Source organism: Paucibacter sp. PLA-PC-4, from assembly GCF_026241155.1.
In the GTDB taxonomy this organism is placed as follows: Bacteria; Pseudomonadota; Gammaproteobacteria; order Burkholderiales; family Burkholderiaceae_C; genus Roseateles_E.
The window spans coordinates 53,885-77,310 of the sequence record NZ_JAPFGP010000009.1 but is presented as its reverse complement, the minus strand read 5'-3'; the positions used below and the strand labels follow the sequence as shown (position 1 = coordinate 77,310).

General features: G+C 67.9%; 15 protein-coding genes. 10 read left to right on the top strand and 5 right to left on the bottom strand.

Features of this window, described 5'->3' with window-relative positions:
- Positions 1 to 127 precede the first annotated feature (127 nt).
- From OOZ63_RS15240 to cysC, 6 genes are read left to right on the top strand one after another with little or no spacing between them, the layout of a single operon-like run.
- A complete protein-coding gene (locus OOZ63_RS15240) occupies positions 128 to 5,842 on the top strand; it encodes a beta strand repeat-containing protein (RefSeq protein ID WP_266006395.1) in 5,715 nt (1,904 codons plus the stop codon).
- A 47-nt stretch (positions 5,843 to 5,889) separates the two neighbouring features.
- Positions 5,890 to 8,496, top strand: a complete 2,607-nt coding sequence (locus tag OOZ63_RS15235) for a tetratricopeptide repeat-containing sulfotransferase family protein (protein ID WP_266006394.1) — start codon at positions 5,890 to 5,892, stop codon at positions 8,494 to 8,496.
- On the top strand, positions 8,493 to 9,761 hold the full coding sequence (locus OOZ63_RS15230; protein ID WP_266006393.1) for a TolC family protein: 1,269 nt from the start codon (positions 8,493 to 8,495) through the stop codon (positions 9,759 to 9,761). The genes OOZ63_RS15235 and OOZ63_RS15230 overlap by 4 nt, the downstream gene beginning before the upstream one ends.
- A 4-nt stretch (positions 9,762 to 9,765) precedes the next feature.
- Positions 9,766 to 11,907, top strand: coding sequence for an ATP-binding cassette domain-containing protein (locus OOZ63_RS15225; RefSeq protein ID WP_266006392.1), 2,142 nt, complete (start codon positions 9,766 to 9,768; stop codon positions 11,905 to 11,907).
- Complete coding sequence (locus tag OOZ63_RS15220; RefSeq protein ID WP_266006391.1) at positions 11,897 to 13,087, top strand: HlyD family type I secretion periplasmic adaptor subunit; 1,191 nt, start codon at positions 11,897 to 11,899, stop codon at positions 13,085 to 13,087. The genes OOZ63_RS15225 and OOZ63_RS15220 overlap by 11 nt, the downstream gene beginning before the upstream one ends.
- On the top strand, positions 13,084 to 13,629 hold the full coding sequence (cysC, locus tag OOZ63_RS15215; RefSeq protein WP_266006390.1) for an adenylyl-sulfate kinase: 546 nt from the start codon (positions 13,084 to 13,086) through the stop codon (positions 13,627 to 13,629). Before OOZ63_RS15220 ends, cysC begins: the two co-directional genes overlap by 4 nt.
- Positions 13,630 to 13,632: 3 nt before the next feature.
- On the opposite strand, the gene OOZ63_RS15210 is transcribed toward cysC, so the two are convergent.
- The gene (locus OOZ63_RS15210; RefSeq protein ID WP_266006389.1) at positions 13,633 to 13,875 is read right to left on the bottom strand and encodes a hypothetical protein; all 243 of its coding nucleotides are present in this window, start codon (positions 13,873 to 13,875) and stop codon (positions 13,633 to 13,635) included.
- A gap of 148 nt (positions 13,876 to 14,023) precedes the next feature.
- Between OOZ63_RS15210 and OOZ63_RS15205 the strand changes: the two genes are divergently transcribed.
- Positions 14,024 to 15,013, top strand: coding sequence for a LysR family transcriptional regulator (locus OOZ63_RS15205; protein WP_266006388.1), 990 nt, complete (start codon positions 14,024 to 14,026; stop codon positions 15,011 to 15,013).
- Here the strand turns inward: OOZ63_RS15205 and OOZ63_RS15200 are convergent.
- Complete coding sequence (locus OOZ63_RS15200; protein WP_266006387.1) at positions 14,949 to 15,857, bottom strand: LysR family transcriptional regulator; 909 nt, start codon at positions 15,855 to 15,857, stop codon at positions 14,949 to 14,951. The two genes, OOZ63_RS15205 and OOZ63_RS15200, sit on opposite strands and share 65 nt — an antisense overlap.
- 97 nt (positions 15,858 to 15,954) lie before the next feature.
- On the opposite strand from OOZ63_RS15200, the gene OOZ63_RS15195 reads away from it, so the two are divergent.
- Positions 15,955 to 16,977, top strand: coding sequence for an NAD-dependent epimerase/dehydratase family protein (locus tag OOZ63_RS15195; protein ID WP_266006386.1), 1,023 nt, complete (start codon positions 15,955 to 15,957; stop codon positions 16,975 to 16,977).
- Between the two features lie 99 nt (positions 16,978 to 17,076).
- Entirely contained in the window at positions 17,077 to 18,417 is a 1,341-nt protein-coding gene (locus OOZ63_RS15190) for a hypothetical protein (RefSeq protein WP_266006385.1), read from the top strand.
- A 9-nt stretch (positions 18,418 to 18,426) separates the two neighbouring features.
- On the opposite strand, the gene OOZ63_RS15185 is transcribed toward OOZ63_RS15190, so the two are convergent.
- From OOZ63_RS15185 to OOZ63_RS15175, 3 genes are all read right to left on the bottom strand, one after another.
- Positions 18,427 to 19,299, bottom strand: a complete 873-nt coding sequence (locus tag OOZ63_RS15185) for a hypothetical protein (protein ID WP_266006384.1) — start codon at positions 19,297 to 19,299, stop codon at positions 18,427 to 18,429.
- An 87-nt stretch (positions 19,300 to 19,386) separates the two neighbouring features.
- Complete coding sequence (locus tag OOZ63_RS15180) at positions 19,387 to 20,247, bottom strand: DUF6279 family lipoprotein (RefSeq protein WP_266006383.1); 861 nt, start codon at positions 20,245 to 20,247, stop codon at positions 19,387 to 19,389.
- Complete coding sequence (locus tag OOZ63_RS15175) at positions 20,248 to 21,234, bottom strand: DUF3014 domain-containing protein (protein ID WP_266006382.1); 987 nt, start codon at positions 21,232 to 21,234, stop codon at positions 20,248 to 20,250.
- A 90-nt stretch (positions 21,235 to 21,324) separates the two neighbouring features.
- Here OOZ63_RS15175 and OOZ63_RS15170 point away from each other — a divergent pair, with 90 nt between their 5' ends.
- Positions 21,325 to 23,424, top strand: coding sequence for an alpha/beta hydrolase family protein (locus tag OOZ63_RS15170; RefSeq protein ID WP_266006381.1), 2,100 nt, complete (start codon positions 21,325 to 21,327; stop codon positions 23,422 to 23,424).
- Positions 23,425 to 23,426 lie beyond the last annotated feature (2 nt).

Below are 23,426 nucleotides of genomic sequence, written 5' to 3'. Positions count from 1 at the left end.
CACCCCGTAAGATCAAATGTGGCAAGAAGTATCAAGCCCAGATCCGAGACAACTTTCATCAAGGGAAGCCATGACCCAGCAAGCCAAACCTGTCGGGCACAAAAACAAGCTGTCAAGCCTAGACTTGATGAAGCGCTCCGCTGACGGGAGCTTGAGCAAGCAGTCGACGGCCCTGTTGTTGAAGGTCACTGCCGAGTCAGGGGCGCAGTACGCCTTGCTGGATCCGGCCAGCGGCAAGCCGGTGCCGGGTTTGCTGCTCAAGCGCAAGGGCAGTGCGCTGCTGGTTGAGCTGGAGGGCGAGCAGCTCGAGATCGAGAATTTCTACGGCGAGACCGGGGTCGAGTTCTTGCCCACCGGTACGCCGGGGAGCGAAGGAGCCGTGGCCGCGGCAATCACGCCGATGTCACCTCCGCAGACCACGCTGGCCTCGGGCGAACAACTGATCTGGAGCGCGGCCTCCGATGACGCGGCGGGCTATCTTCCCCAACTGATCGGTGGCGGCCTGCTGGGCCTGGGGCTGGCTGCGAATGGCGGCGGCGGCGCATCGCCCGCGGCGCCCGAGCCGGAGCCGCCGGTCGCGGTGGCCAACTTCGTCAAGGGCACCATCGTCGGCGGTCCGGTGATTGCGGGCAACGGTCTGACGGTGGCGGTCTTTGCGGCCGACGGTGTGAGCAAGCTCGGCGAAGCCAAGGTCAATCCGGACGGTAGCTTCACGATCGCCGTGGGTAGCTATATCGGCGTTGTGATCGCGCGGGTGATCGACAGCGATGCCGGGGCTGACTATTTGGACGAAGCCTCTGCGGTGGGCAAGGACCTGAATGCCGACCTGTTCAGCATCGAGGTGGTGCGCACGCCCAACACCACGGTGACCGTCAACCTCAATGTGCTGACCACACTGGCCTACCACAAGGCCATCGAGCAGGCCGGCAGCGCAGCGCTGACCACGGCAGTCGTCGATGGTGTCAACGAGTCCGTCGCAACGCTGTTCGGCCTTGATGCCTTGCATGGCACGGCGGTCCAGCCGACCAATGGGGGCGCCTTCAATGCGATCGACGGACTGAGCCAGGGCGAGACCTATGGACTGATCCTGGCCGCGTTCTCCGGTGCCGATGTGGCCAACGGCGGCAACAGCCAGCAAACCGTCAACCAAGTGCTGGCCGGACTGACGCTCAGCGGCGGCACCGCCACGCTGGCGCCGACAGCCCAAGCCGGGCTGATCGAAGGCGGCAAAGTGGTCGTGGAGAACACGGGGCTTGACCTGGGGGACGAGGTCTCGGTGATTGTCGACACCGTCGCGCCGCAGTTCGGCGCGCCGCCGCAGGCGCTGAGTGTGGACGAGAACCTGGCCGCTGGCCGTCTGCTGCACACGGCCAGTGCGACCGACCCCAGTCCCGTGCGTTACAGCCTGAAGGCGGTGGGCGACCACACGGCCTTCAGCATCGACGCCAGCACCGGAGCGGTGAGCCTGGTGGGCAGTGCGGACTTTGAGACCAAAGCCAGCTACAGCCTCTCGGTGATCGCCACCGATGCGGCGGGCAATGCCAGCGAACAGACGCTGAGCGTGACGGTCAACAACCTGGACGAATCGGCACCCACCGTCAGCTCGGGCGCTCAGGCCGTCGCCGTGGCGGAGAACAGCGGGGCGGGGCAGTTGGTCTACACGGCCACCAGCACCGACGCGGGCGACATTGCCACGGGCAGCACCCGCTACAGCTTGAAGGCCACAGGTGATCAGGCGGCTTTCAGCATCAACGCCAGCACCGGCGCGGTGACCTTGATCGGCAACCCCGACTTCGAGAGCAAGGCCGGCTACAGCTTCACGGTGATCGCCACCGACGCGGCGGGCAACGCCAGCGAGCAGGCGGTGAGTCTGGCCATCACCGATGTGGCCGAGGCGCCGCCGAGCTTCAGCTCGGGCGGCGTGGCCAATGCGCTCAATGAGAACAGCGGCGCGGGGCAGGCGATCTACAGCGCCGTGGCCACCGGCAGCGGTGGTGTGAGCTACAGCCTCAAACCCGTGGGCGACCATGGCCTGCTGAGCATCAACGCCAGCACCGGCGTGGTGAGTCTGAACGGCAACCCCGACCACGAGAGCAAGGCCAGCTACAGCTTCACAGTGATCGCCACCGATGCGGGCGGACTGGCCAGCGAGCGCGATGTCAGCCTGAACATCAACGACCTCGACGAGGTCGCGCCGAGCATCACCTCTGGCGCGGTGGCCGCGGCCATCGCGGAGAACAGCGGCGCGGGCCAATTGGTTTACACGGCCAGCAGCACCGACGCGGGCGATATCGCCTCGGGCAGCACCAGCTACAGCCTGAAGGCCGTGGGCGACCACACGGCCTTCAGCATCAACGCCAGCACCGGGGCGGTGAGCCTGATTGCCGACCCTGACTTCGAGAGCAAGGCCAGCTACAGCTTCACAGTGATCGCCACCGACGCGGCGGGCAACGCCAGCGAGCAGGCGGTGAGTCTGGCCATCACCGATGTGGCCGATGGCTTCCCGGCGATCAGCAGTGTGGCCATCAGCGGCGCGACAGGAGCGCTTAACAACCATCTGAACGCTGGGGATGTCGTCAGCGTGACGGTGACGATGAACGAGGCCACTACTGTGACGGGCACGCCGCGCCTGGCGCTGAACGTGGGTGGTGTCACGGTGCAGGCCGACTATGTCTCTGGCAGCGGCAGCACGGCGCTGGTGTTCCAGTACACGGTACAAGCGGGCGATGCCGACGCCAATGGCATCAGCATCGCAGCCGACGCACTGGCGCTCAACGGCGGCACGCTCAAGGACGTCGACAACAACGACGCGTTGTTGAGCCACGGGGCGGTGGCCGACAACGCCAGCTACCGGGTCGACAACGGCGTGCCGGTGATCAGCTCGGGCGCGGTGGCGACTGCGCTCAACGAGAACGCCGGTGCGGGCCAACTGGTCTACACGGCCGCCGCCACCGACGCTTCGGCGCTGAGCTACAGCCTCAAGGCGGTGGACGACCATGCGCTGCTGAGCATCAATACCAGCACCGGCGCGGTGACGCTGACCGGCAACCCGGACCATGAAAGCAAGGCCAGCTACAGCTTCACGGTGATCGCCACCGACGCGGCGGGCAATGCCAGCGAGCAGGCGGTGACGCTGGCGATCAACGACCTGGACGAGGTGGCGCCCACGATCACCTCGGGCGCGGTGGCAGCGGCGATCAACGAGAACAGCGGCGCAGGTCAGCTGGTCTACACGGCCACCAGTACCGATGCGGGCGACATCGCCACGGGCAGCACCAGCTACAGCCTGAAGGCGGCGGGTGATCATGCGGCCTTCAGCATCAACACCAGCACCGGCGCGGTGAGCCTGACGGGCAATCCCGACTTCGAGACCAAGAGCAGTTACAGCTTCACCGTCGTGGCTACGGATGCGGCCGGCAATGCCAGCGAGCAGGCGGTGACGCTGGCGATCAACGACCTCGTCGATGAGACCGCGCCCACGGTGCTCAACGTGAGCAGCAGCAACGCTGCCGGCAGCTACAAGGTGGGCGATGTGATCAGCATCCAGATCACCTTCAGCGAAGCGGTGGATGTGACCGGCACGCCGCAGCTGAGCCTGGAAACCGGCACGACCGACCGGGTCGCGAACTACAGCAGCGGCTCTGGCACCGCCACGCTGAGCTTCAACTACACGGTGCAGGCGGGCGACACCACGGCCGATCTGGACTATCTGAGCACAAGCGCCCTGAGCCTGAACGGCGGCACCCTGCGCGACCTGGCCGGCAATGCCGCCGTGCTCACGCTGCCCACCCCGGGCAGCGCCGGTTCGCTGGGCGACAACGAAGCCGTGGTCATCGACGGCACCGTCCCCACCGTCACTGGCGTGAGCAGCAACACCGCAGCGGGCAGCTACAAGGTCGGCGATGTGATCAGCATCCAGGTTGACTTCAGCGAATCGGTGACCGTCACCGGCACGCCGCAGTTGACGCTGGAAACCGGCAGCATCGACCGGGTGGTCAACTACGCAAGCGGCTCGGGCAGCAACACACTGACCTTCAACTACACGGTGCAGGCCGGCGATACGAGCGCGGACCTGGACTATCTGAGCACCGCTGCGTTGGGTCTGAATGGCGGCAGCATCGGCGACAGCGCCGGCAACAACGCCACACTGACCCTGGCCAGCCCCGGCGGCGCGGGCTCGCTGGGCGCCAGCAGCGCCATCGTGATCGACGGTGTTTTGCCGGCGGTCACCGGCGTGAGCAGCACCGCCGCCGCCGGCGGCTACAAGGCGGGCGATGTGATCAGCATCCAGGTGTCGTTCAGCGAAGTTGTGACCGTGACCGGCACACCGCAGTTGACGCTGGAAACGGGCAGCGTTGACCGGGTGGTCAACTACGCGAGCGGCTCGGGTAGCAACACGCTCACCTTCAACTACACCGTGCAGGCCGGCGACACAAGCGCTGATCTGGACTATCTGAGCGGCAGCGCCTTGAGCCTGAACGGCGGCAGCATCCGTGATGCCGTGGGCAATGACGCCACGCTGACCCTGGCCACACCAGGTGCGGCCGGCTCGCTGGGAGCAAACGAGGCCATCGTGATCGACACCACTGGGCCGACGGTCGCCGCCGTCACCAGCAGCACGGCCGCCGGCATTTACAAGGTGGGTGATGCAATCAGCATCCAGGTCGCCTTCAGCGAAGCGGTCACCGTCAGCGGCACGCCGCAGCTGACCCTGGAAACGGGCACGACCGACCGCATCGTCAACTACAGCAGCGGCTCGGGCAGCAATACGCTGACTTTCAGCTACACCGTGCAGGCTGGCGACACCAACGCGGATCTGGACTATCTGAGCACCGGCGCGCTGAGCCTGAACGGCGGCAGTATCCGCGATGCGGTGGGAAATGACGCCACGCTCACTCTGGCGACGCCGGGTGCGGCGGGCTCGCTGGGTGCCAACGAAGCGTTGGCCGTCGACGGCGTGGTGCCCACGGTCAGCAGCGTCAGCAGCACGACCGCGGCCGGCTCCTATGGCGTCGGCCAGGTGATCAGCATCCAGGTCGTCTTCAGTGAATCGGTGACCGTGACCGGCACGCCGCAGCTGACCCTGGAAACCGGCACGACCGACCGGGCCGTGAACTACAGCGGCGGTTCCGGCACCAACACGCTGACCTTCAGCTACACGGTGCAGGCCGGCGATACGAGTGCCGATCTGGACTACCTCAGCACCGGGGCGCTGGCCTTGAACGGCGGTTCGATCCGCGACGCGGCCGGCAACAACGCCACCCTGACCCTGCCTAGCCCGGGCGCGGCCGGCTCGCTGGGGGCGAATGAGGCCATTGCGATCGACACCTCGGCACCGCCCGTGAACACCAGCATCGTGGTGTTTGATCTGGTGGAAGGGGTGAACTCCAGCCACAGCGGGCGCGCCTTCGATGCGAGCACCGCGTACACCATCTACATTCGGGTCCAGAGCAACAGCAACGCGCTCAGTACCGACGGCAACGGCCCGGGCGCGAGTGACAGTTGGGGCCTCTGGTCGGGCGCGAACAACCTGGGCGCTGACGACAAGATCGTGCTGGTGGGAACAGGCTCCGCCGTGATTGGGGCCAGTGGTCCCGTCGATGCGTTGTTCCAGCGCGCCAACATCAGCAGTTGGGCGGCTGGCGGCTATTTTGCCGCAACGCTCTGGAATACAGGACGACTCGGTCGCGTCACGCCGAACTTCGTGACTTCGGCAATCGACCTCTGGAACGGCGTCTGGGGCGCCAACCCCAATTTGGACCATACGCTCAACCAGGTCTATTTCCATTCCTTTGCCGCCGCTGGCGCTCCCAATGTACTGACCTCTCAAGGCCTGGCCTGACGCCTGCCGGCCGAACCCTGCCGACACTTGCGCCCGCCGTGACTCCCATGCTTCTGCTGCGCCGTTGGGCTGAACAACGGCAGTTTGAACTTCTGCGCGAAGCCTGTAACGCGGCCACCGCACCAAGCCCGGCCGAGCAGGTGATGCTAGCGATGGCCTGTGCCCATCTCGGGGACGTACAGGCGGCCCGGGATGTGCTTGCGGCGCTGGGCGCGGCAGTGCCCGACGTTGACGCGCTGGATGTGGACACCCGCGTTGATCTCGCCGCCGTTCACCTGTTGATGGGGGACCTGGATGCGGCCCAGTCCCTGCTGACGCACGCCTGCACCCAGGCGCCCGGGCATGCACTTTTGCTGGCCCGTCTGGCGGCCTGCCATCTGCAGCGCCGCGACCTCGCGGAAGCTCAGCACCTGTACGAGCAGAGTCTGGCATTGCAACCGCGCATGCTGGTATTCGAGCAGCTGTTGCGCATCTACCTGCAGGCGGGCGATCTTCAGCGCACCGAAAGCACTTTGGCTCAGGCGGATGCGTTCTGGGCAGGCGAGCGTAACGATTGGCCGCAAGCGCAGGCCGGCGTGCACACCCAGCGGCTGGGCGGTGTGCGCCTTGATCTGTATCTGGCCCAAGGCAATCTGGCCGCGGCCGAGATGTGGCTGGACGAGCAGCAGCCGCAACTGCACCAGGACGCCTGGTGCGCCCTGGTGTCGGGCACCGCCCTGCGTCTGGCCGAACGCGGCCTTCATGTGCAGGCCGAGGACCTGTTGCGGCGCGCACTTGGCCTTTACCCCGATCACCTGGGGACTTGCCAGCAACTGGCCGAACTGGCCATGCTGCAAGGCCGAACATCTCAGGCCATGAGCCTATTGCGCCGCGCCATCGTTGCGGCCAGAAAGGCGCAGCAGCCTAGCGTGGCGCTGCGTCTGCGACTGGCCGGCATGGCCACCCCGACCGATGCGGCGCTGGCGCAACAGGTGGTACAGCAGGCGCTCGACGAGTTGAACGGTCTCAGGCCCGGCGAGGATGCCGAGGCCGGGCAAATCCGAGACTGGCAGGCGCAGGTGAAGGTGGCACTGGCGGCCGTACAGGCGCAGCAGCAGCAGTTCGCCCAGGCCGAGGCGAGTTATCGCCAGGCACTGCGGGATCAACCGCAGATGCTGTCTGCCCTGCAAGGGCTGGGGCAGTTGCAGATGCAGTTGGGGCGCATTGACGAGGCCGTGGCCTTGTTCGAGCAGGTCAAGGCTTTGGATCCGGCGCGCGGGTATTCGGCGCTGATCAATGCGCGACGCCTTCCGGAAGATGAGGCGACCCTGCAGCGGCTGGAAGCGCTGGCCCGCCGCCCCAGCGCAGAGGGTCCGGTGCAGCCGGGCCCACTGCTGCAACTGGCCACAGCCTGGGAACAACGGCAGGAACATGCCAAGGCCTTCGCCCTGGCCGATGAATCCAATGCCGCCAGCCGTGCGTTGCTGAGCTACGACCCTGCAGCACACCGCCAGTACTGCGCTCGCATCCGCCATGCCTTCAGCCGCACGCTGTACGACGACCGCCCTGGCCTGGGCGACAGCTCGACGCTGCCCGTGTTCGTGCTCGGCATGCCGCGTTCAGGCACCACACTGGTCGAGCAGATCCTCGCCGGCCACAGCCAGATCCACGGCGCCGGTGAGCTGGGCCTGATCCCCGGCGTGATCGCCGGGCTGGAGCGCTGGGAGCGCCGCGCCGGCTCGGGCCGGCACTACCCGGACTGTGTAGACGACCTGAGCGTCGAGGTGGTCAAAGGCATCAGCGCCAATATGCTCAAGGAGTTGCAGGACTACGCGCCTGAAGCCCGCCATGTGATCGACAAGCTGCCGCACAACTTCGAGAACATCGGCCTGATCAAGCTGCTGTTTCCGAAGGCTCGCATCATCTCTGTACGGCGCGATCCGCGCGATATCGCGATCTCCAACTTCTTCACCGACTACGCCGCCAAGCACGGCGGCATGGGCTTCGCCTACGACCTGGGCTGGATCGGCGAGCAGCTCGCCGATCACAATCTGCTGATGCACCATTGGCAACAGCTGTTCCCCGGCGAGATCCTGGAGGTGAACTACGAGGATGTCGTCGCCGATGCCCAGGCCCAGGCGCGGCGCATGCTGGACTACATCGGCGTGGCATGGGAGCCGCAGGTGCTGAACTTCAGCGAGTTGGAGCGGCCGGTCAAGACCGCCAGCGTCTGGCAGGTGCGCCAGCCGATCTACGCCACATCGAAGGCCCGGTGGGAGCGCTATCGCGAGCATCTCGGGCCGCTGATCCGCAGCACCAATGCCAAGATCGAGTGGCAGCCGATCACCGACATGGTGACGCTGCCGCAGCCCGGTCTGCTCGACAGCGGCGTGGCGCTGTATCGCGAGGATCGGCTCGACGAGGCCGAGTACCGCTTCCAGCAGTTGCTGCACCACCTGCCAGAGCACGCCGCCGCTAATTTCATGGTGGGGCTGATCTATGTGCGCAAGGGCCATCTGCCCGATGGCATTACATTGATGGAGAAGGCCCTGCAGCGCTGCCCCTGGAACAAGAACTGGCGCCGCGATCTGCTGCGCGCTTGCGAGTTGGCTGGAGATGCGCAGCGCGCCGAGCGCTGGCGCCAGCCGGTGCCCAAACAAGAGGACGAGGCATGAGAGCTCTGTGGCTGATTCTGGCGGCGGCGCTGGGCTGCGCGCCCGCAATGGCACAGCCCCTGGGTCCCGACGGTCTTGAGCAGGCCCTGCGCTTGGCGCTGAGCCGACACCCCTCGGTGGCGGGCAAGAGCGCCGAGCTTCAGGCCCAGGGCCATGCAGCCGACGCTGCCCGTGCGCAGCGTTTCCCCAGCCTCACGCTGCAGGCCCAGGGCCAGGAGGGGCGCGGCAATGCCGGCGGCCAACTGCCCTACAGCCTGCGGGCGCGCCAGCCGGTATGGAGCTTCGGTCGCATCGAGGACGGCATCCGCCTGGCCGATGCCGGCACCGACAGCGAGCGGGCCGACCTGCTGCGCGTGCAGCGCCAGCTGCTCGAGCAGACGGCGGCGGCCTATGCGCTGGTGCTGGGCCAGCGTGAACGCCTGCAGATCGCGCGCGACAACACCCAGGCTCACCAGGCCCTGCACGAACAGATCCAGCGCCGCGAGCGGGGCCAATTGGCCTCGCGCGCCGATGTCGGCCTGGCTGCCACCCGCCTGGCACAGGCACGCTCGCGTGAGCAGTCCCAGCAGGCCGAGCTGGCGATCGCGCGTACCGAGTTGAGCGCACTGACCCAGGACGAGATCGCTGCGGAGCTGCCGCCCGCAGCCGAATTGGCCGAGCTGGCACCGGCCGAGCAGCTGCTGTCCCAAGGCCTGTCGGCCAGTGCCGATCTGCGCCTGCGCCAGGCCCAGATCGCCCGTGCCGAAGCAGCCATGCTGCAAACGCGCAGCGCCGCCATGCCGACGATCTATCTGCAGGCCGAGGCCGCCCGCCCGGCAGGAGGGCGCAACGACCAGCAGCTCAGCCTGGTGTTCGAGGCCAGCCTGGACGGCATGGGCCTGACCACGCGCAGCCGCAGCGCTCAGGCCTCGGCCCAGCTGGAAGCCGCGCGCCAGGATCTGGCGGCAGCGCGCAGCGAGGTCCAACGCCGGCTGCAGCGCCTGCTGGCCCAGCATCGCCTGCAGACCGAGTTGCTGGACCTGCAGGCTGAGTCGGTGGCCGAGCTCGCGGCCCTGCTGCAGTCGTACAAACGCCAGTTCGAAGCCGGCACCAAGAGCTGGCTGGATGTGCTGAACATCCAGCGCGAGCTGTTCGAGCAGCGCCTGCAGCAAGCCCAGGTGCGTTCCGAGCGCTTGACGCAGGCGCTGCAGATCCAGGCCATCGCCGGTGCGCTCGATGCGCTGGCCGGCCTTGCACAGAGCGGCGCACCATTGCATGAGGGATGAAACGATGAAACAGGAAGCGCCGGTCGACGCGGCTGTGTTGGGCCGGCTGTTGCAGGCGCTGGGCTTGCCCCCTGAACTTGTTCAGGCAGCGGCCGCGCTAGGCCCGGTGGATGCCAGCCCGCAGGCGCTGCGCGAGCAGCTGCAGCGCGCGCGCGTCAGCGGTGTGGCGCCGGTGCGCCTGAGCTGGGGACGGCTCGATCCGCGCCGCCTGCCGGTGCTGGTCTGCCACGGCCAGCGCTGGTGCCTGGCCCTGCGCGGTGGCGACGGCCAGGTGCAACTGCTCGACGCCCAGGGCGCCGTTGCGGGCGTGGCCGACGCGCTGCCAGCCGACGCGCCGGTGCTGTGGCTGCGGGTCGAGGCCGCAGCGGCTCGCGCGGCCGAGGGCAGGGCGCCGCTGGCCGGCAATCTGGCTGCCCGCATGGTCTGGCAGGCACTGATGCGCGACAAGCGCTGGTTGTTCAAGGTGGTCGTGGCCACCGTGCTGGTCAATCTGCTGGCGGTGGCCACCTCGATCTTCGCGATGCAGGTCTATGACCGTGTCGTGCCGACCCTGGCGTATGCGACGCTGACCACGCTGGTGGTCGGCATGCTGCTGGTGATCGCGCTGGACTGGCTGCTGAAGAACCTGCGCTCGCGCATCATCGACAGCCTGTCCTGCGCAGTCGACAAGCAGGTATCCCAGCAGGTGTTCGAGCATGTGTTGAGCCTGCAGCTGGACCAGCAGCCGCGCAGCCTGGGCACGCTGGCGGCCCAGATCGGCGGGCTCGACGCGGTGCGGCAGTTCTTCACCTCGGGCATCGTCTTCGCGCTGGCCGACCTGCCTTTCGTGCTGCTGTTCCTCGGTTTCATCGCCGTGGTCGGCGGCCATGTGGGCTGGGTTTATGCGGCGCTGTTGCCGCTGGCGCTGCTGCTGGGCTGGGTGACCCAGCTGCGCTTGCGCGAGCTGATGCGCTTGCAGCTGCAGCGCGGCCACGAACGTCAAGGTCTGCTGGTGGACACCATCCGCGGCGCGGAGACCATACGCGCCAGCCATGCGGGCTGGCGTTTTGCGCAGGAGTGGCAGTCCATTACCGCTGCGATCGACGGCTACAACATCCGGCAAAAAGCCATCAGCAGCGGCAGCGCCATCGCCACGGCCAGCCTCTCGACCTTGGCCTATGTGGCGGCGGTCGTCGTCGGGGTCTGGCAGATCGAGGCCGGCCGACTCAGCATGGGCGGCTTGATCGCCTGCAGCCTGCTGGGCGGCCGGGTGATCGCGCCGATCGCCCATGCGGTGCAGTATCTGAGCCAGTGGCAGTCGGTGGCCCAGTCGCTCAAGCTGGTACACCAGGTGCTGGCACTGCGCACCGAGCGCCGGCCCGACGCGCGCCTGCTGGCGCCGGCTCTGGAGCGTGCTTCGCTGCAGCTGGAGCAGGCCGGTTTTGCCTATGCGGACTCGCCGCAGCGCCAGTTGCAGCCCAGCGCGCTGCGTTTGCAGGCCGGCGAGCGGGTGCTGCTCGTTGGCCCTAACGGCTGCGGCAAGTCCACCTTGTTGAAGGTGCTGGCCGGCATCTACCGGCCCAGCGAGGGTCGGGTGCGCTTGGGCGACGCCGATCTGTGGGAGCTCGATCCCCAGGTGCTGGCCGGCGTGTTGGGCTACCTGCCGCAGACACCCCAGCTGTTCAAGGGCAGCCTGCTGAGCAATCTGAGCCTGGCCGGTGCGGCCGGCGATACCGAGCTACTGACGCTGTGCCGCGAGTTGGGTCTGGACCGCTTGGCCGCATCCAGCCCGCTGGGCATGGAGTTGCCGATCAGCGAGGGCGGCGAGGGTTTGTCGGGCGGCCAGCGCCAGTTGGTGGCCCTGGCGCGGGTGATGCTGGTGCGGCCCCGCATCTGGCTGCTGGACGAGCCCACGGCCGCGCTGGACGCACAGAGCGAAGCGGCCGTGTGGGCCCAACTGCAGCGCCTGCTGCGGCCCGAGGACATCCTGGTCGTCGCCACGCACCGGCCCCTGCAGGCGGCCCAGCTGGCCACCCGGGTGCTATTGATGAGGCAAGGCGCCATCGAGGCCGACGGGCCGCCGTCTGCCGTGTTGCCGCGCTTGTTGGCGCCGGCCGGCGCGCAGCTGCGGCCGATCCGGCGTGGAGGAGAGCTTGATGTGGTTTGAGGGGAAGAGCCAGCAACAAAAGCTGGAGAACTATCACCGGCGAGGCTCTGGTGGTTTGATCATCGCGGCCTTGCTTGCCGTGCTGGGCTTCTTGGTCTGGGCTGCGGTGTTCAGGGTCGATGAGGTGGCGCAGGCGCGCGGCGAGGTGATCGCCAGCAGCAGGGTGCAACTGATCCAGGCGGTGGACGGCGGCGTGGTGGAGGCCTTGCTGGTCAAAGAGGGCGACAAGGTGGTGGCCGGTCAGGTGCTGGCACGGCTGGACCCGAGCCGCCTGGGCGCCTCGGTGGGAGAGACCGAAGCACGGCTTTATGGGCTGCGCGCCAAGGCGGCGCGCTTGCGCGCCGAGGTCATCGGCGCCAAGGCGCCGGACTTCGATGCCGAACTGCCGACCCGCGCACCCGAGACTGCGAGGGTTGAGCGTGCGCTGTTTGTGCAGCGCATGGCCGGGCTGGGCGAGGAGTTGCGCACCCTGTCGGTGGCGGTGCAACTGGCCCGGCGCGAGCTGGATCTGATCGAGCAATTGCACAAGGACGGCGATGCCAGCGGCAGCGATCTGATCCGGGTGCAGCGCAACCTCAATGAGGCAGAAGCCCGTCTGATCAACCGCCGCAACAAGTTTCTCGAGGACGCGCGGGTGGACCTGGCCAAGGCCGAGGACGAGATGGCCCAGGTGAGCCAGGTGCTGAACCGACGCCGCCAAGAACAGCAGGACAGCGTGTTCACCGCTGCCGTGCCCGGCATCGTGAAGAACATCCGCGTGACCACCGTGGGCGGTGTGCTGCGTGCCGGCGAGGAACTGATGCAAATCATCCCGGTCGACGACGATCTGCTGATTGAAGCCAAGGTCAGCACGGCCGACATCGCCCGGGTGCAACCCGGTCTGGCAGCCAGTGTCCGCTTCGATGCCTTCGACTACACGATCTATGGCACGGTGGCCGGCCGCGTCGCCTATGTCAGCGCGGACAGCCTGAAGGAAGAGAGCAGCCGAGGCGTCGAGACTTTCTACCGGGTGCGCATTAGGCCGGAGCAGCTTCCGCTGCGCAGCAGCACTGGCCGGGCGCTGGAGATGTTGCCGGGCATGACGGCCCAGGTGGATATCCGGACTGGCGACCGCTCGCTGATGGACTATTTGCTCAAGCCGTTGCGCAAGACCTTGGCCGAGTCAATGGGGGAGCGATGAGCACGCCCTCGCCGCTGAGCGCCCGGCTGTTCTGGCTGACCGGCCTGTCCGGTGCGGGCAAGTCCACGCTGGCCCTGGCCCTTCAGCACCAATTGCGCGAGGCCCAATGGCCTGTCGTGCTGCTCGATGGTGATCGGCTGCGCCAGGGGCTGTGCGCGGATCTGGACTTTTCGCCGCAGGGGCGCCGCGAGAATCTCAGGCGCGCCGCCGAGCTCAGCCGGCTGCTGCTGGAGCAGGGGCAACTGGTGATTGCCGCGTTCATCTCGCCGCTGCGCAGCGATCGCGCGATGGTGCGCAACATCGTCGGGGCGCAGCAGTTTGTCGAGGTCTTTGTTCGCTGCCCGCTGGCGGTGTGCCAGGCCCGCGATGTGAAGGGCCTCTACAAGAAGGCCAACAGTGGCCAGATCCCGCAGTTCACCGGCATCTCGGCGCCCTATGAGGCGCCCGAGGCACCCTCCTTGACACTGGACACCGAAACCGCATCCGTTCAGGCCTGCAGCACGGCCCTGCTGGACCATGTGCTGCAAGGCGTGAGGCGCTGAGGCTCAGGACCAGTTGCCGTTGTTGGCGCGGCGCAGCGCGGCCGACAGCTCGGGGCGGGTGATCTCGGTGCTCTTGATGAGCTCTTCGATGGTCTGGCGACCGCGGGCTTCGCCGATGGCGCTCAGGAAGCGCCACACCGCCGATCCGGCCGCGATCAGGCGGGCTCCGGAAGCCTGGGCGCTGTTGGCGCGGGCGACGTCGGACGGCATCACATGAAGCGGGAGGTTGAGGCTGGTGGTGGACATGGTGTTTCCCTTCTTGCGTATGGACAGAGCACAAGCGCTCCGTATCCATGGGTGGGATATTGCGGTTTTTACGTAGAACCCGCCAATTGCGAATCCGAATCGCGGTATCACTGTCGCGAATGACCCGTGATGGATTTAGCATCCGGACATGTCGAATCCACGCCCCCTGAACTTCCGTACCCTGGATCTGAACCTGTTGCGGGTATTCGATGTGGTGATGGAAGAGCGCAATGTGACCCGGGCTGCCGCGCGGCTGTCCATCACCCAGCCGGCGGTCAGCAATGCCTTGCGGCGCCTGCGCGAGGCCACCAACGAGGAGCTGTTCATCCCGAGCTCCTCGGGCATGGTGCCTACCGAGCATGCCGAGGTGCTGTGGCCCATCGTGCGCACCGCGCTGGGCCATCTGCAGCGCGCCTTTGAGCCCCAGACCTTCGATCCCCGCGAGCCTGGCAGTGCCTTCACGCTGGCGATGGCCGACGCGACCGCGGCGCTGTTCGTGCCGGCGCTGGCCAAACGCTTTCAGCGCGAGGGCATCCGGGTGGCGCTGCGGATCGTGCCGCTGACCTCGCGCGACCCTCGCGAGATGCTGGAACAGGGCCGGGCCGATGTCGCGGTCGGTTTCTTTCCCGAGCTGCCGGGCCTGCTGGCCTCTCAAGGCGAGGCCGAGCTGATACGGCTGGCGCCGCTCTACGCCACCGAGTACATCTGCGTGATGCGCGGCGATCACCCACTGGCCGCGCCCGGCGCGCTGACGCTGGACGCCTACTGCCAGGCCCAGCATCTGCGCGTCAGCTTTGCCGGCCGCGCGCGCGGCTTCGTCGACGATGCGCTGGCTCTGATCGGCCGCGAGCGCGAGGTCGTGATGACGGTCAACAGCTATTTCACCGCCGGCCTGACGGTGCGCCAGTCCGAGCTGCTGACCGTGCTGCCCAGCAGCTTCGTGCCAGCCGCCGGCTTCCTGCCTCAGCTGGCCAGCCGGGTGCTGCCTTTCGAACTGGTCGGCATCGATATCAGCCAGGTCTGGCACGCCCGCCACGAGCTGGATCCGGGCCAGCGCTGGCTGCGCGAGCTGCTCAATGCGGCGGCACAGGAGATTGCGCAGGCGGCGCCAGGCCCTGGCACAGGGCCTCGAACGTGAGCTTGCAGGCTGGGCTGGCGCGCAGGTCCTCGTGCATCGCGACCCAGGTCTCCAGCACGAAAGACAGCTGATCGGGCAGCACCCGCTGCAGCGCCGGCTCGCGCCGGGCCAGCGCCACCTGGCAGATGCCGATGCCGGCACCGGCCCGTATCAGCGCGAGCTGGGCCAGATCGTTGTCGCTGCGCAGCCGGAAGGCCTCGCGCTGCCAGGGAATGCCGACGCTTTTGCGGGCCGCACGCACGAAGGGCGTCTCGACATCGAAACCGATCAGCCGGTGCCGGCCCAGCTCGGCCAGCGAGCCCGGCGTGCCCTGGGCGTCCAGATAGCGCGGATGGGCGTGCAGGCCCAGCTCGATCGGCGCGACCCGGCGCGCGATCAGCTGCGCCTGCTGCGGCGCGGTCATGCGCACCGCAATATCGGCCTCGCGCTGCAGCAGGTCCTGCAACTGGTTGCTCAGCAGCAGCTCGATGGTCAGCGCCGGATGCTGGGCCTGCAGCCGCGCCAGGATCGGCGGCAGCACCTCGACGCCCATCACCTCGCTGGCCGTGATGCGCACCGTGCCCTGGATGCCTTCGCCCTGGCTGGCCGCCGCTCGCTGCAGCGCTGCCGCATGGCTGCTCATCGCCTCGGCATGGGGCCGCAGCGCCAGCGCCGCCTCGGTGGGCTGCAGGCCCAGCTGCGAGCGCGTGAACAGCGGCAGGCCCAGGGCTTTTTCCAGCGCCTCGACATGCCGGCCGACGGTGGGCTGGGCGATGCCCAGCGCCCGTGCTGCGCCCGACAGCGAGCCCTGCTGCAGCACGCTCAGATAAGTCCGGTAAAGCTCCCAGCCAATCTCTTGATCCATACATAAATGTATAGCCGCTCGCTTGTGTTCGCTAATTCCATTAAAGCGGCGCGCCGCCGAGACTGCGGCCATCGCAACAGGCTTTCAGGAGATGGGTATGCAAAAGGGCAACAGGAACAACACGGTGCTGGTGCTGGGCGCCAGCGGTGGCATCGGCGGCGAGCTGGCACGCCAGCTGCGCAACCGGGGCTGGCAGGTGCGGGCGCTGCAGCGCGGCGCGGCCCAGGCGAGCGAGCAGCGCGATGGCATCACCTGGCTGCGCGGCGATGCGATGAAGCGCGAGGACGTGATGGCCGCCGCGCAGGGCTGCGCGGTGATCGTCCATGCGGTCAATCCGCCCGGCTACCGCCGCTGGGCCGAGTTGGTGCTGCCGATGCTGGACAACACCATCGCCGCCGCCCAGGCCCAGGGCGCCACCATCGTGCTGCCGGGCACGGTCTACAACTACGGCCCTGATGCCTTTTCCTCCACGCTGGCCGAGGATGCACCGCAGCGTCCCCAGACGCGCAAGGGCGCGATCCGTGTCGAGCTGGAGCGGCGGCTGCAGGCGGCCAGCGAGGGTGGGCCTTGTCGCGTCATCATCGTGCGGGCCGGCGATTTCTTCGGTCCCAGGGTCGGCAACAGCTGGTTCGCGCAGGGGCTGATCAAGCCAGGCCGTACGGTCACAACCGTCAGTCTGCCGGGTGCAGCGGGTGTCGGTCACCAATGGTCTTATGTGCCCGATGTTGCGGCGACCATGGTCGAGCTGCTGCAGCGCCGCGCCGAGCTGCCGGCGTTTGCGAGCTTCCATATGGCCGGCCATTGGGACGGCGACGGCCGGCAGATGGGCGAAGCGATCCGCGCGGCGGTGGTCCGGCACGGCGGCGCCGCACCGCGGTTGCGCGCCTTCCCCTGGTGGCTGGTCGCGCTGGCCACCCCCTTCGTCGGCTTTCTGCGCGAGCTGCGCGAGATGCGCTATCTGTGGCGGGAACCGGTGCGCATGAGCAACGCCCGACTGCTCGCGGTGCTGGGCCACGAGCCGCACACGCCGCTGGACCAGGCGGTGGAGGCCACGCTGGCGGGGCTGGGCTGCCTGGCCGTGCCGGCGGCGACGGCCAAGACGCTTTCGTCGTTGCGATAGCCCGCTTCATCCGACGCCGGCCGGGCTTGGTCGGATGGCGCCGGCCGAGCCTGCGGCCCTGGCTAGCATCGCGCGCTGGCCCACTCTCTGATCATCCCGATGTCACGCTACGCCTTCCTTGTGTTGTCCTCCTGGCTGGCGTTGGCCGGCGTACAGGCCCAGACGCTGAGCGTCGAGATCATCGATCTGGGCGATCTGGGCAGCAGCGGCCTGCAGGCCTACAACCTGCAGGAGCGCGGCGACACCCGTGTGTTCGCCCGCTCGGCCGCCGGCTTCAAGGGCTCGCAGATCTATACGCAAAAGCGCGATGTGGAGCGCTGGCTGGCTGCCGAGCCCCTGCCGTTTGCCGACCCGCGCTGGCGCGACTCCGACCCCCATCTAAGCGCCGATGGCAAGACCTTGAGCTTAGTCTCGGACCGGCCGACGCAAGGCACCGGCGCTGCGCTGGGCCAGCTCGATCTGTACGAGGTCTCCCTGGTCGATGGCCGCTGGGCCGGCCCGCCGACCCGGCTGGCCGAGGCCTGGCAGAGCCCGGCCTATGAGCTGGGCCCGGAGCGCTATGGCGAGCGCCTGTACTTCGCCTCCTACCGCGCCGGCGGGCCGGCCAAGCTGAGTGTTTATGCGGTCGAGTCCGGCAGCGCCGCGCCCGTGGCCCTGCCGGCGCCGATCAACGAGGGCGAACTCAACAGCGACTTCAGCCTGACGCCGGACGGCCGTCATGCGCTGTGGTGGAGCCGCCGCGCCGGCAGCGAAGGTGGCGATCTCTACCTGGCCGAGCGGGTCGGCGCCGGCTTCGGCCCGGCGATGCGCCTGCCGGCGCCGATCAACGGGCCCGATTTCGAGTTCACTCCCTCGGTGAGCGCCGATGGCCAGTGGTTGTTGTTCGCCTCGACCCGGCCGCTGGCCGGTGGCGCGCCGGGCCTGGCCCATATGTACCGGGTCAGCTGGCCGGCGGTGCTGGCCGCGCTAGGCCCGGCCTCGCAGGCCCACAGCCAGGCGGCGCTGGACGCCCAGGTCGGCGCGCTGTGGCGCGCTTTCGGCCACGGTGCGGACCAGGGCGCCGATGTCGCTCGCATGAGCACCTTGCTGCATCCGCAGGCCATGGTGTTCGGCCAGAGCCTGCGTGCCGCCAGCACCGGGGCCCGGGCTTGGTCGGCCGCGGAATTTCTGGCCCTGCTGAAACCCCGGCCGGGGCCGGCCATGCATGAGTGCGAGATCCACCGCGAGCAGCGCCGCTACGGCGCACATGCCCAGGTTTATAGCGTGGTCGAGACTCGTCGCGATCCGGCCCAGGCTCGGCCCGACTACAGCGGCGTCAACAGCATGCAGTGGCAGCTCGGCCCGGAAGGCTGGCAGCTGCTGTCGCTGCACTATGCGCTGGAGCTGCCCGGCCTGGCCCTGCCGGCCACCGAGCGGCGCAGCGGGCAGTGTCTGGGCTGAACCGCCGGCTCAGCCGCCGAGCTTGAGCTGCAGCTCGCTGATGCTCAGGCGCAGCGTCACGGTCGTTGCTTGGTCGGCCATGCTCTCCAGCCGGGCTTCCTCATAGGCCAGCAGGCCGCAGCCCGACAGGCGCAGGCTCAGCAGCACCTTCTTCATCGCCGTATCGAGCAGGTCGATGACGATGTCCAGATACTCCTCCTCGAGGATGCGGCCGTCATCGATGATCTTCTGCGCCCAGGCCAGTACCGCGTCGCGCGAGCGCGCCGAGAACTCCAGCGTGAGCTCGCCCAGATCAATGCGCTCGTAAAAGCGGTGGCGCTCGTCGACGCTACGGCTGCTCACCGTTGGCAGCCCGACGCGGGTGATGAAGCTGGCGTCGAAAGGCAGGCCCAAGACGCGGAAGTTGGCCAGCGTTGGCCCCTTGCCGCGCGCAGCGGCAGGCAGCCTGGGCGAGCCGTCCGGCTTCGCATAGACCACGCTGCCGGGCTGCCAGCTGATGCCGATGCCAAAGCCCTGCTTGGACGCGGCGTCCAGGATGGGCAGCCGCAGCTCGGTGAGCAAGCCCTCGCGCCATTCGACCCGGCGCTGCAGCTTTCCGCTGTGGTCCAGCACCAGCGCGGCACCGGCAAACTCGGTGGGCCTGTGCTCGGGCAGCGAGAGCGCCCAATCGAGCAGGGCCGGTGCCTGCAGCGGCTCGAACTCGGCCTGCATCGGCTCGATACGGGTGTTGTTGCCCAACGCCGGCCGGCGGTCCGGGCCTATCGGCGCGACCACCGGTTCGAGCCGGTAGGCGGGCATTTGCAGGCTTTGCACCGGGCCGGCGACCTTGCCGTCGAGTTCGATTGCCAGCTGTGCGCTGTCGTAGCCGGGGCGAGTGGCCATCTGCAGGCTCCCTGTTGATGTGCTGGTGCGAGCATACGGAAAGCGGCATCGATTCGGCGAGCCCCAAACAAGGTTCATGCTGCCGTTTCAGGGTTGTGCGGCAAGTTGCAGGAAGTCCTCTTCGTAGCTCTTCAGTGTCTGCTGCGCTCGGGTTCGCTGGGCCGGTGTCGTGGCGTTGTGCAGCCGCGCAAAGGTGGAGCAGCCCTCGCGGATCTGTGCCTGCTGGTAGCGCTGGTAGGCCGGGTCTGGCGAGACCATCACCCGCTGCAGCCAGGCCTGCAACAGCGCGCGCGCTGCCTCGGGGCCGAGCAGCTCGGCCTGGATGCGGCGCAGCTGCTGCAGCAGGTCTTGCTGGCGGCGCAGCCGCTCGGCATAGCTGCGCTGCGGATCGAACACCGCCGAGGCCAGCCCGGCGCGGATCGCGTTCTTCTGCGCCTCGTCCAGGCTGCCATACAGCATCTCGCTGCGCGACAGCACCTGCTCATAACGCAGGCGCGCGAGCTGCTCGGCGCTGATGTCCACCCACTTCTGCTTCCACTCGATACTGGCCGTGCCTTGCTTGCGCTCCAGATGCTTGAGCTGCTCGGTGCTCAGATCACCGGCCAACCACAGCAGCGTGTGCAGCACCGGATCCGCCAGCTCGCCCAGCAGGCTGCGCCCCTGCTCGACGACGGCGCAGGCCTGTTGCGCCGAGATGCTCTCAGCCAGCAGGGGCTGAACCCGCTGCAGCAGCTCGGCATAGCGCGGCAGCTGCTCGCGCCGATGCCGCAGTTGCAGGCGCTGAAGGCTCTCGCGCACCTGCTGCGCCTGCTCGTCACTGAAGTCCAAATAGCTGTCCAGGCGCCAGTACAGCAGCGTGGGCGTCTGGTTGTAGGCCAGTTTGACCGTGCTGCAGGCCTGCAGCAGCAAGACGGCCAGCAGCAGGGCAAGGGTACGCCAGCCTGGCATTCAGCGTCCCAGCCGCACCAGACCGGCGCGCAAGGTCTTGAGTTTGATCTTGAGCCGCGCCGCCTGAGACGGGCCGATGCGCAGCATCATCTTCTGCCCGGTGCTCAGTGCTTCCAATGCGGGATCGGCGAATTCGTAACGCGGCGTGGTCGGGGTGCTTGTTTGCGCGGCGGCAGCCAAGGTCTCGGGACTGGCCGGCTTGACTCTGAGCGCGCTCTTTTGCACCGGCGTGGCCAGCATCTGGTCCATCACCGCGATCAGCCTGTCATTGAAATAGCCCTGTGGATGGCCCAGCTCCACATAGGTCTGCTGCAGCAGCGGATACATGCGGGCATACAAAGAGAGCAGCCGGGCGTTGTCGGTGCGCTCAAACCAACGCAGGAAGTCGGCATAGCGTTGGCTGTTGGCGGCCGCGATCGGCTGGCCGTTCTGGGCGCGCCGGTTCTTGGCCAGCAACAGCTCGCCGCGGGCCGGTTTCAGCAGCCACTGCGAGGTGGCCGGGGTGCGCTCGCCCAGTTGGTCCACGCTGGCAACGAAGCGGCGCGCCAGCGGTTCCAGGTAGAAGTAGCGCGCCATCGTCTTGGGGCCCAGGGTCTGAGCTACGACGCGGTCCACCTCATTGGGCAGGATGGGCGGTTGTGTGGCCCGGGCACTGACACTGTGCTTGATCGCCGGGGCGCTCGGCGCGGCGACGGTGCGGGACTCGACCGGGACCTTGGGCGCCGTCTGCGCGGGCGCGGCTGCTATGGGGCTCGCTGGGGGGCTTGGCTCGCTGGCCGCCGTCGAGACGGCTGGACTGGCCGGGGTTGCGGCTGCAACAGCGGTCGGCGCGGCCTCGCGCAAAGGCGCCCGCGTCACGACCCCCGAGGCCGTCGTGGTGCCATCGCTGGCCGGACTTTGCTTGGCAACCTGCCAGGCAATCAAGGCCACCGCCAGCACCCCCAGGCTGACCGTCGCGGCCACCACGTTCCGTGTTGTCAGCCTCATCGCTTCAAGCCCTCGCGTTTCGCATGCGATCTAAAATACCACGGCTGCGGCGCTTGCAGGACAGGCTCTCGTGTTTGCGACACTTGGGCCATGCGACAAGCCGCCACATCCTCATCTCTTCCCGCGCTCAGCGCCGACGACCTCTGGGCCCTGCAGCGCATCGGATCGCCCACCCTTGCGCCCGACGGCCGCCGCCTGGTCTGCACCGTCACGCAGGGCGATATGACGGCGAACAAGTCCGCCAGCCAGCTCTGGCTCGTGTCCACCGACGCAAGCTTCCCGCCGCGCGCGCTGACGCAATGCGGCGAAAAGGACGGTGCGCCCGCCTGGTCGCCCAGCGGCGGGCAAGTCGCATTTTTGGCCCGCCGCGAGCAGCAGGGCAGCAAAGACCTGACGCCGCAGCTTTATCTGATCAACGCCGACGGCGGCGAGGCCCGCCGCATCAGCAATTTCGCGCCGGGCGTCGAGTCCTTCAAATGGCTGGCTGACGGGCGGCGCATCGTTTTCGCGGCCTGGGTCTGGCCCGAGCTTAAGGGCGCAGCCGCCCAGGCCCGCCGCTACACAACCGAGGTCAGCGAACGCAAGGAGAGCGGCTACGCAACGAGCGAGGCCTATTACCGCTACTGGGACGACAATCTGCCGATGGGCCGCGTGCTGCACCTGCTGCTGCTCGATGTCGGCAGCGGCCGCATCAGCGATCTGTTCGAGGGTACGGCGCTGGAGCTGCCCCGCGATGCCAGCGGCAACGAAGTCTATGACCCGAGTCCCGATGGCCGCCGCATTGCCTTCGCCCATGATCCAGCCGACGTCCAGCTGCTGGGCAACCGCCAAGCCCTGGCCGAGATCGAGGTCGCCAGCAGGCGGGTCAAGTCGCTGGCTGACGACCCGGCCTGGGACTTCGGCGCGCCGCGCTACGGGCCCGGTGGTCGGACCCTGGCCTGCACCGCCGCCCATATCGGCCGCAGCCACAAGGCGCTGGCCAAGCTGGCGCTGGTGGACTGCGGTGGCCGTACCCAGCCGGGCTGGCGCCTGCTCGGCGACGATGAATCGGGCCCAGACCTGCACGTCGACGCGCCGCTGCGCTGGACCGGTGACGGTGCGGCACTGCTGTTCACGGCCCAGCAGCGCGGCCGCTGCCATCTATGGCGCCAACCTTTGGCCGGGGGGGAGGCCAGCGTGGTTGCCCGGGGCGGCTGGGTGCAGGGCTTCGATGTGGCTGGCGATCGGCTGGTCACGGCCAGCGACAGCGCCCGCCATCCGGTGCGACTGCATGCGCACCGACTCTCGATCAACCGCGAGCTGCCGCAGCGCTTGGATGCCTTCAACGATGCGCTGCTTGCTCGGCGCAGGCTTGGCGAGGTGCGCGAGGTGTCTGTCATCGGTGCGCTCGGCGAGCCGGTGCAGATGTGGTTGACCCTGCCGGTGGACTTCAATCCACGCCGCAAGCACGGGCTGATGCAGGTCATCCACGGCGGCCCATTCGCGGCCGCCGGAGACACCTTTGGCTACCGGTGGAACCCCCATGTGCTGAGCTCGCGCGGCCATGTTGTCGCCCAGGTCAACTACCACGGCTCCAGCGGCTTCGGCTTCGAATTCCGCAACAGCATCATGGGCCGCCAGGGCCAACTGGAGCTGCAGGACATTGAGGCCGGCAGCGACTGGCTGCTGGCCCAGCCCTGGGCCGATGCCAGGCGGCTCTCGGCCACCGGCGGCAGCTATGGCGGCTTCATGGTCGCGTGGATGAACGGCCACATCAAGCCCGGCCGCTACCGCAGCTATGTCTGCCATGCTGGCGTGTTCGACCGTGTCGCGACCTTCAGTGCCGACTCTTACCCCGAGCGCCCGCGCGACCTCGGCGCGCTTTATTGGGAAGACTTGCCCCGCGTGCTCGCGCAGAGCCCGGCCAACTTCGCTCAGCAGATGCAAACGCCCACGCTGGTGATCCACGGCGCCCGTGACTTCCGCGTGCCCGACTGCAACGGCCTGGCCTACTACAACACCCTGAAGGCGCGCGGTGTCGATGCCCGACTGCTGTGGTTCCCCGATGAGAACCACTGGGTACTGAAGCCGCAGAACTCAAGACTTTGGTACCGAGAGTTCCTTGACTGGGTGGTGGCGCAAGACGCTGTTGCCGAAAAGAAAGCCGGCGCCCGCACAAGGCGCAGCGCCGGCTCGACGGGCCGTCTATAAGC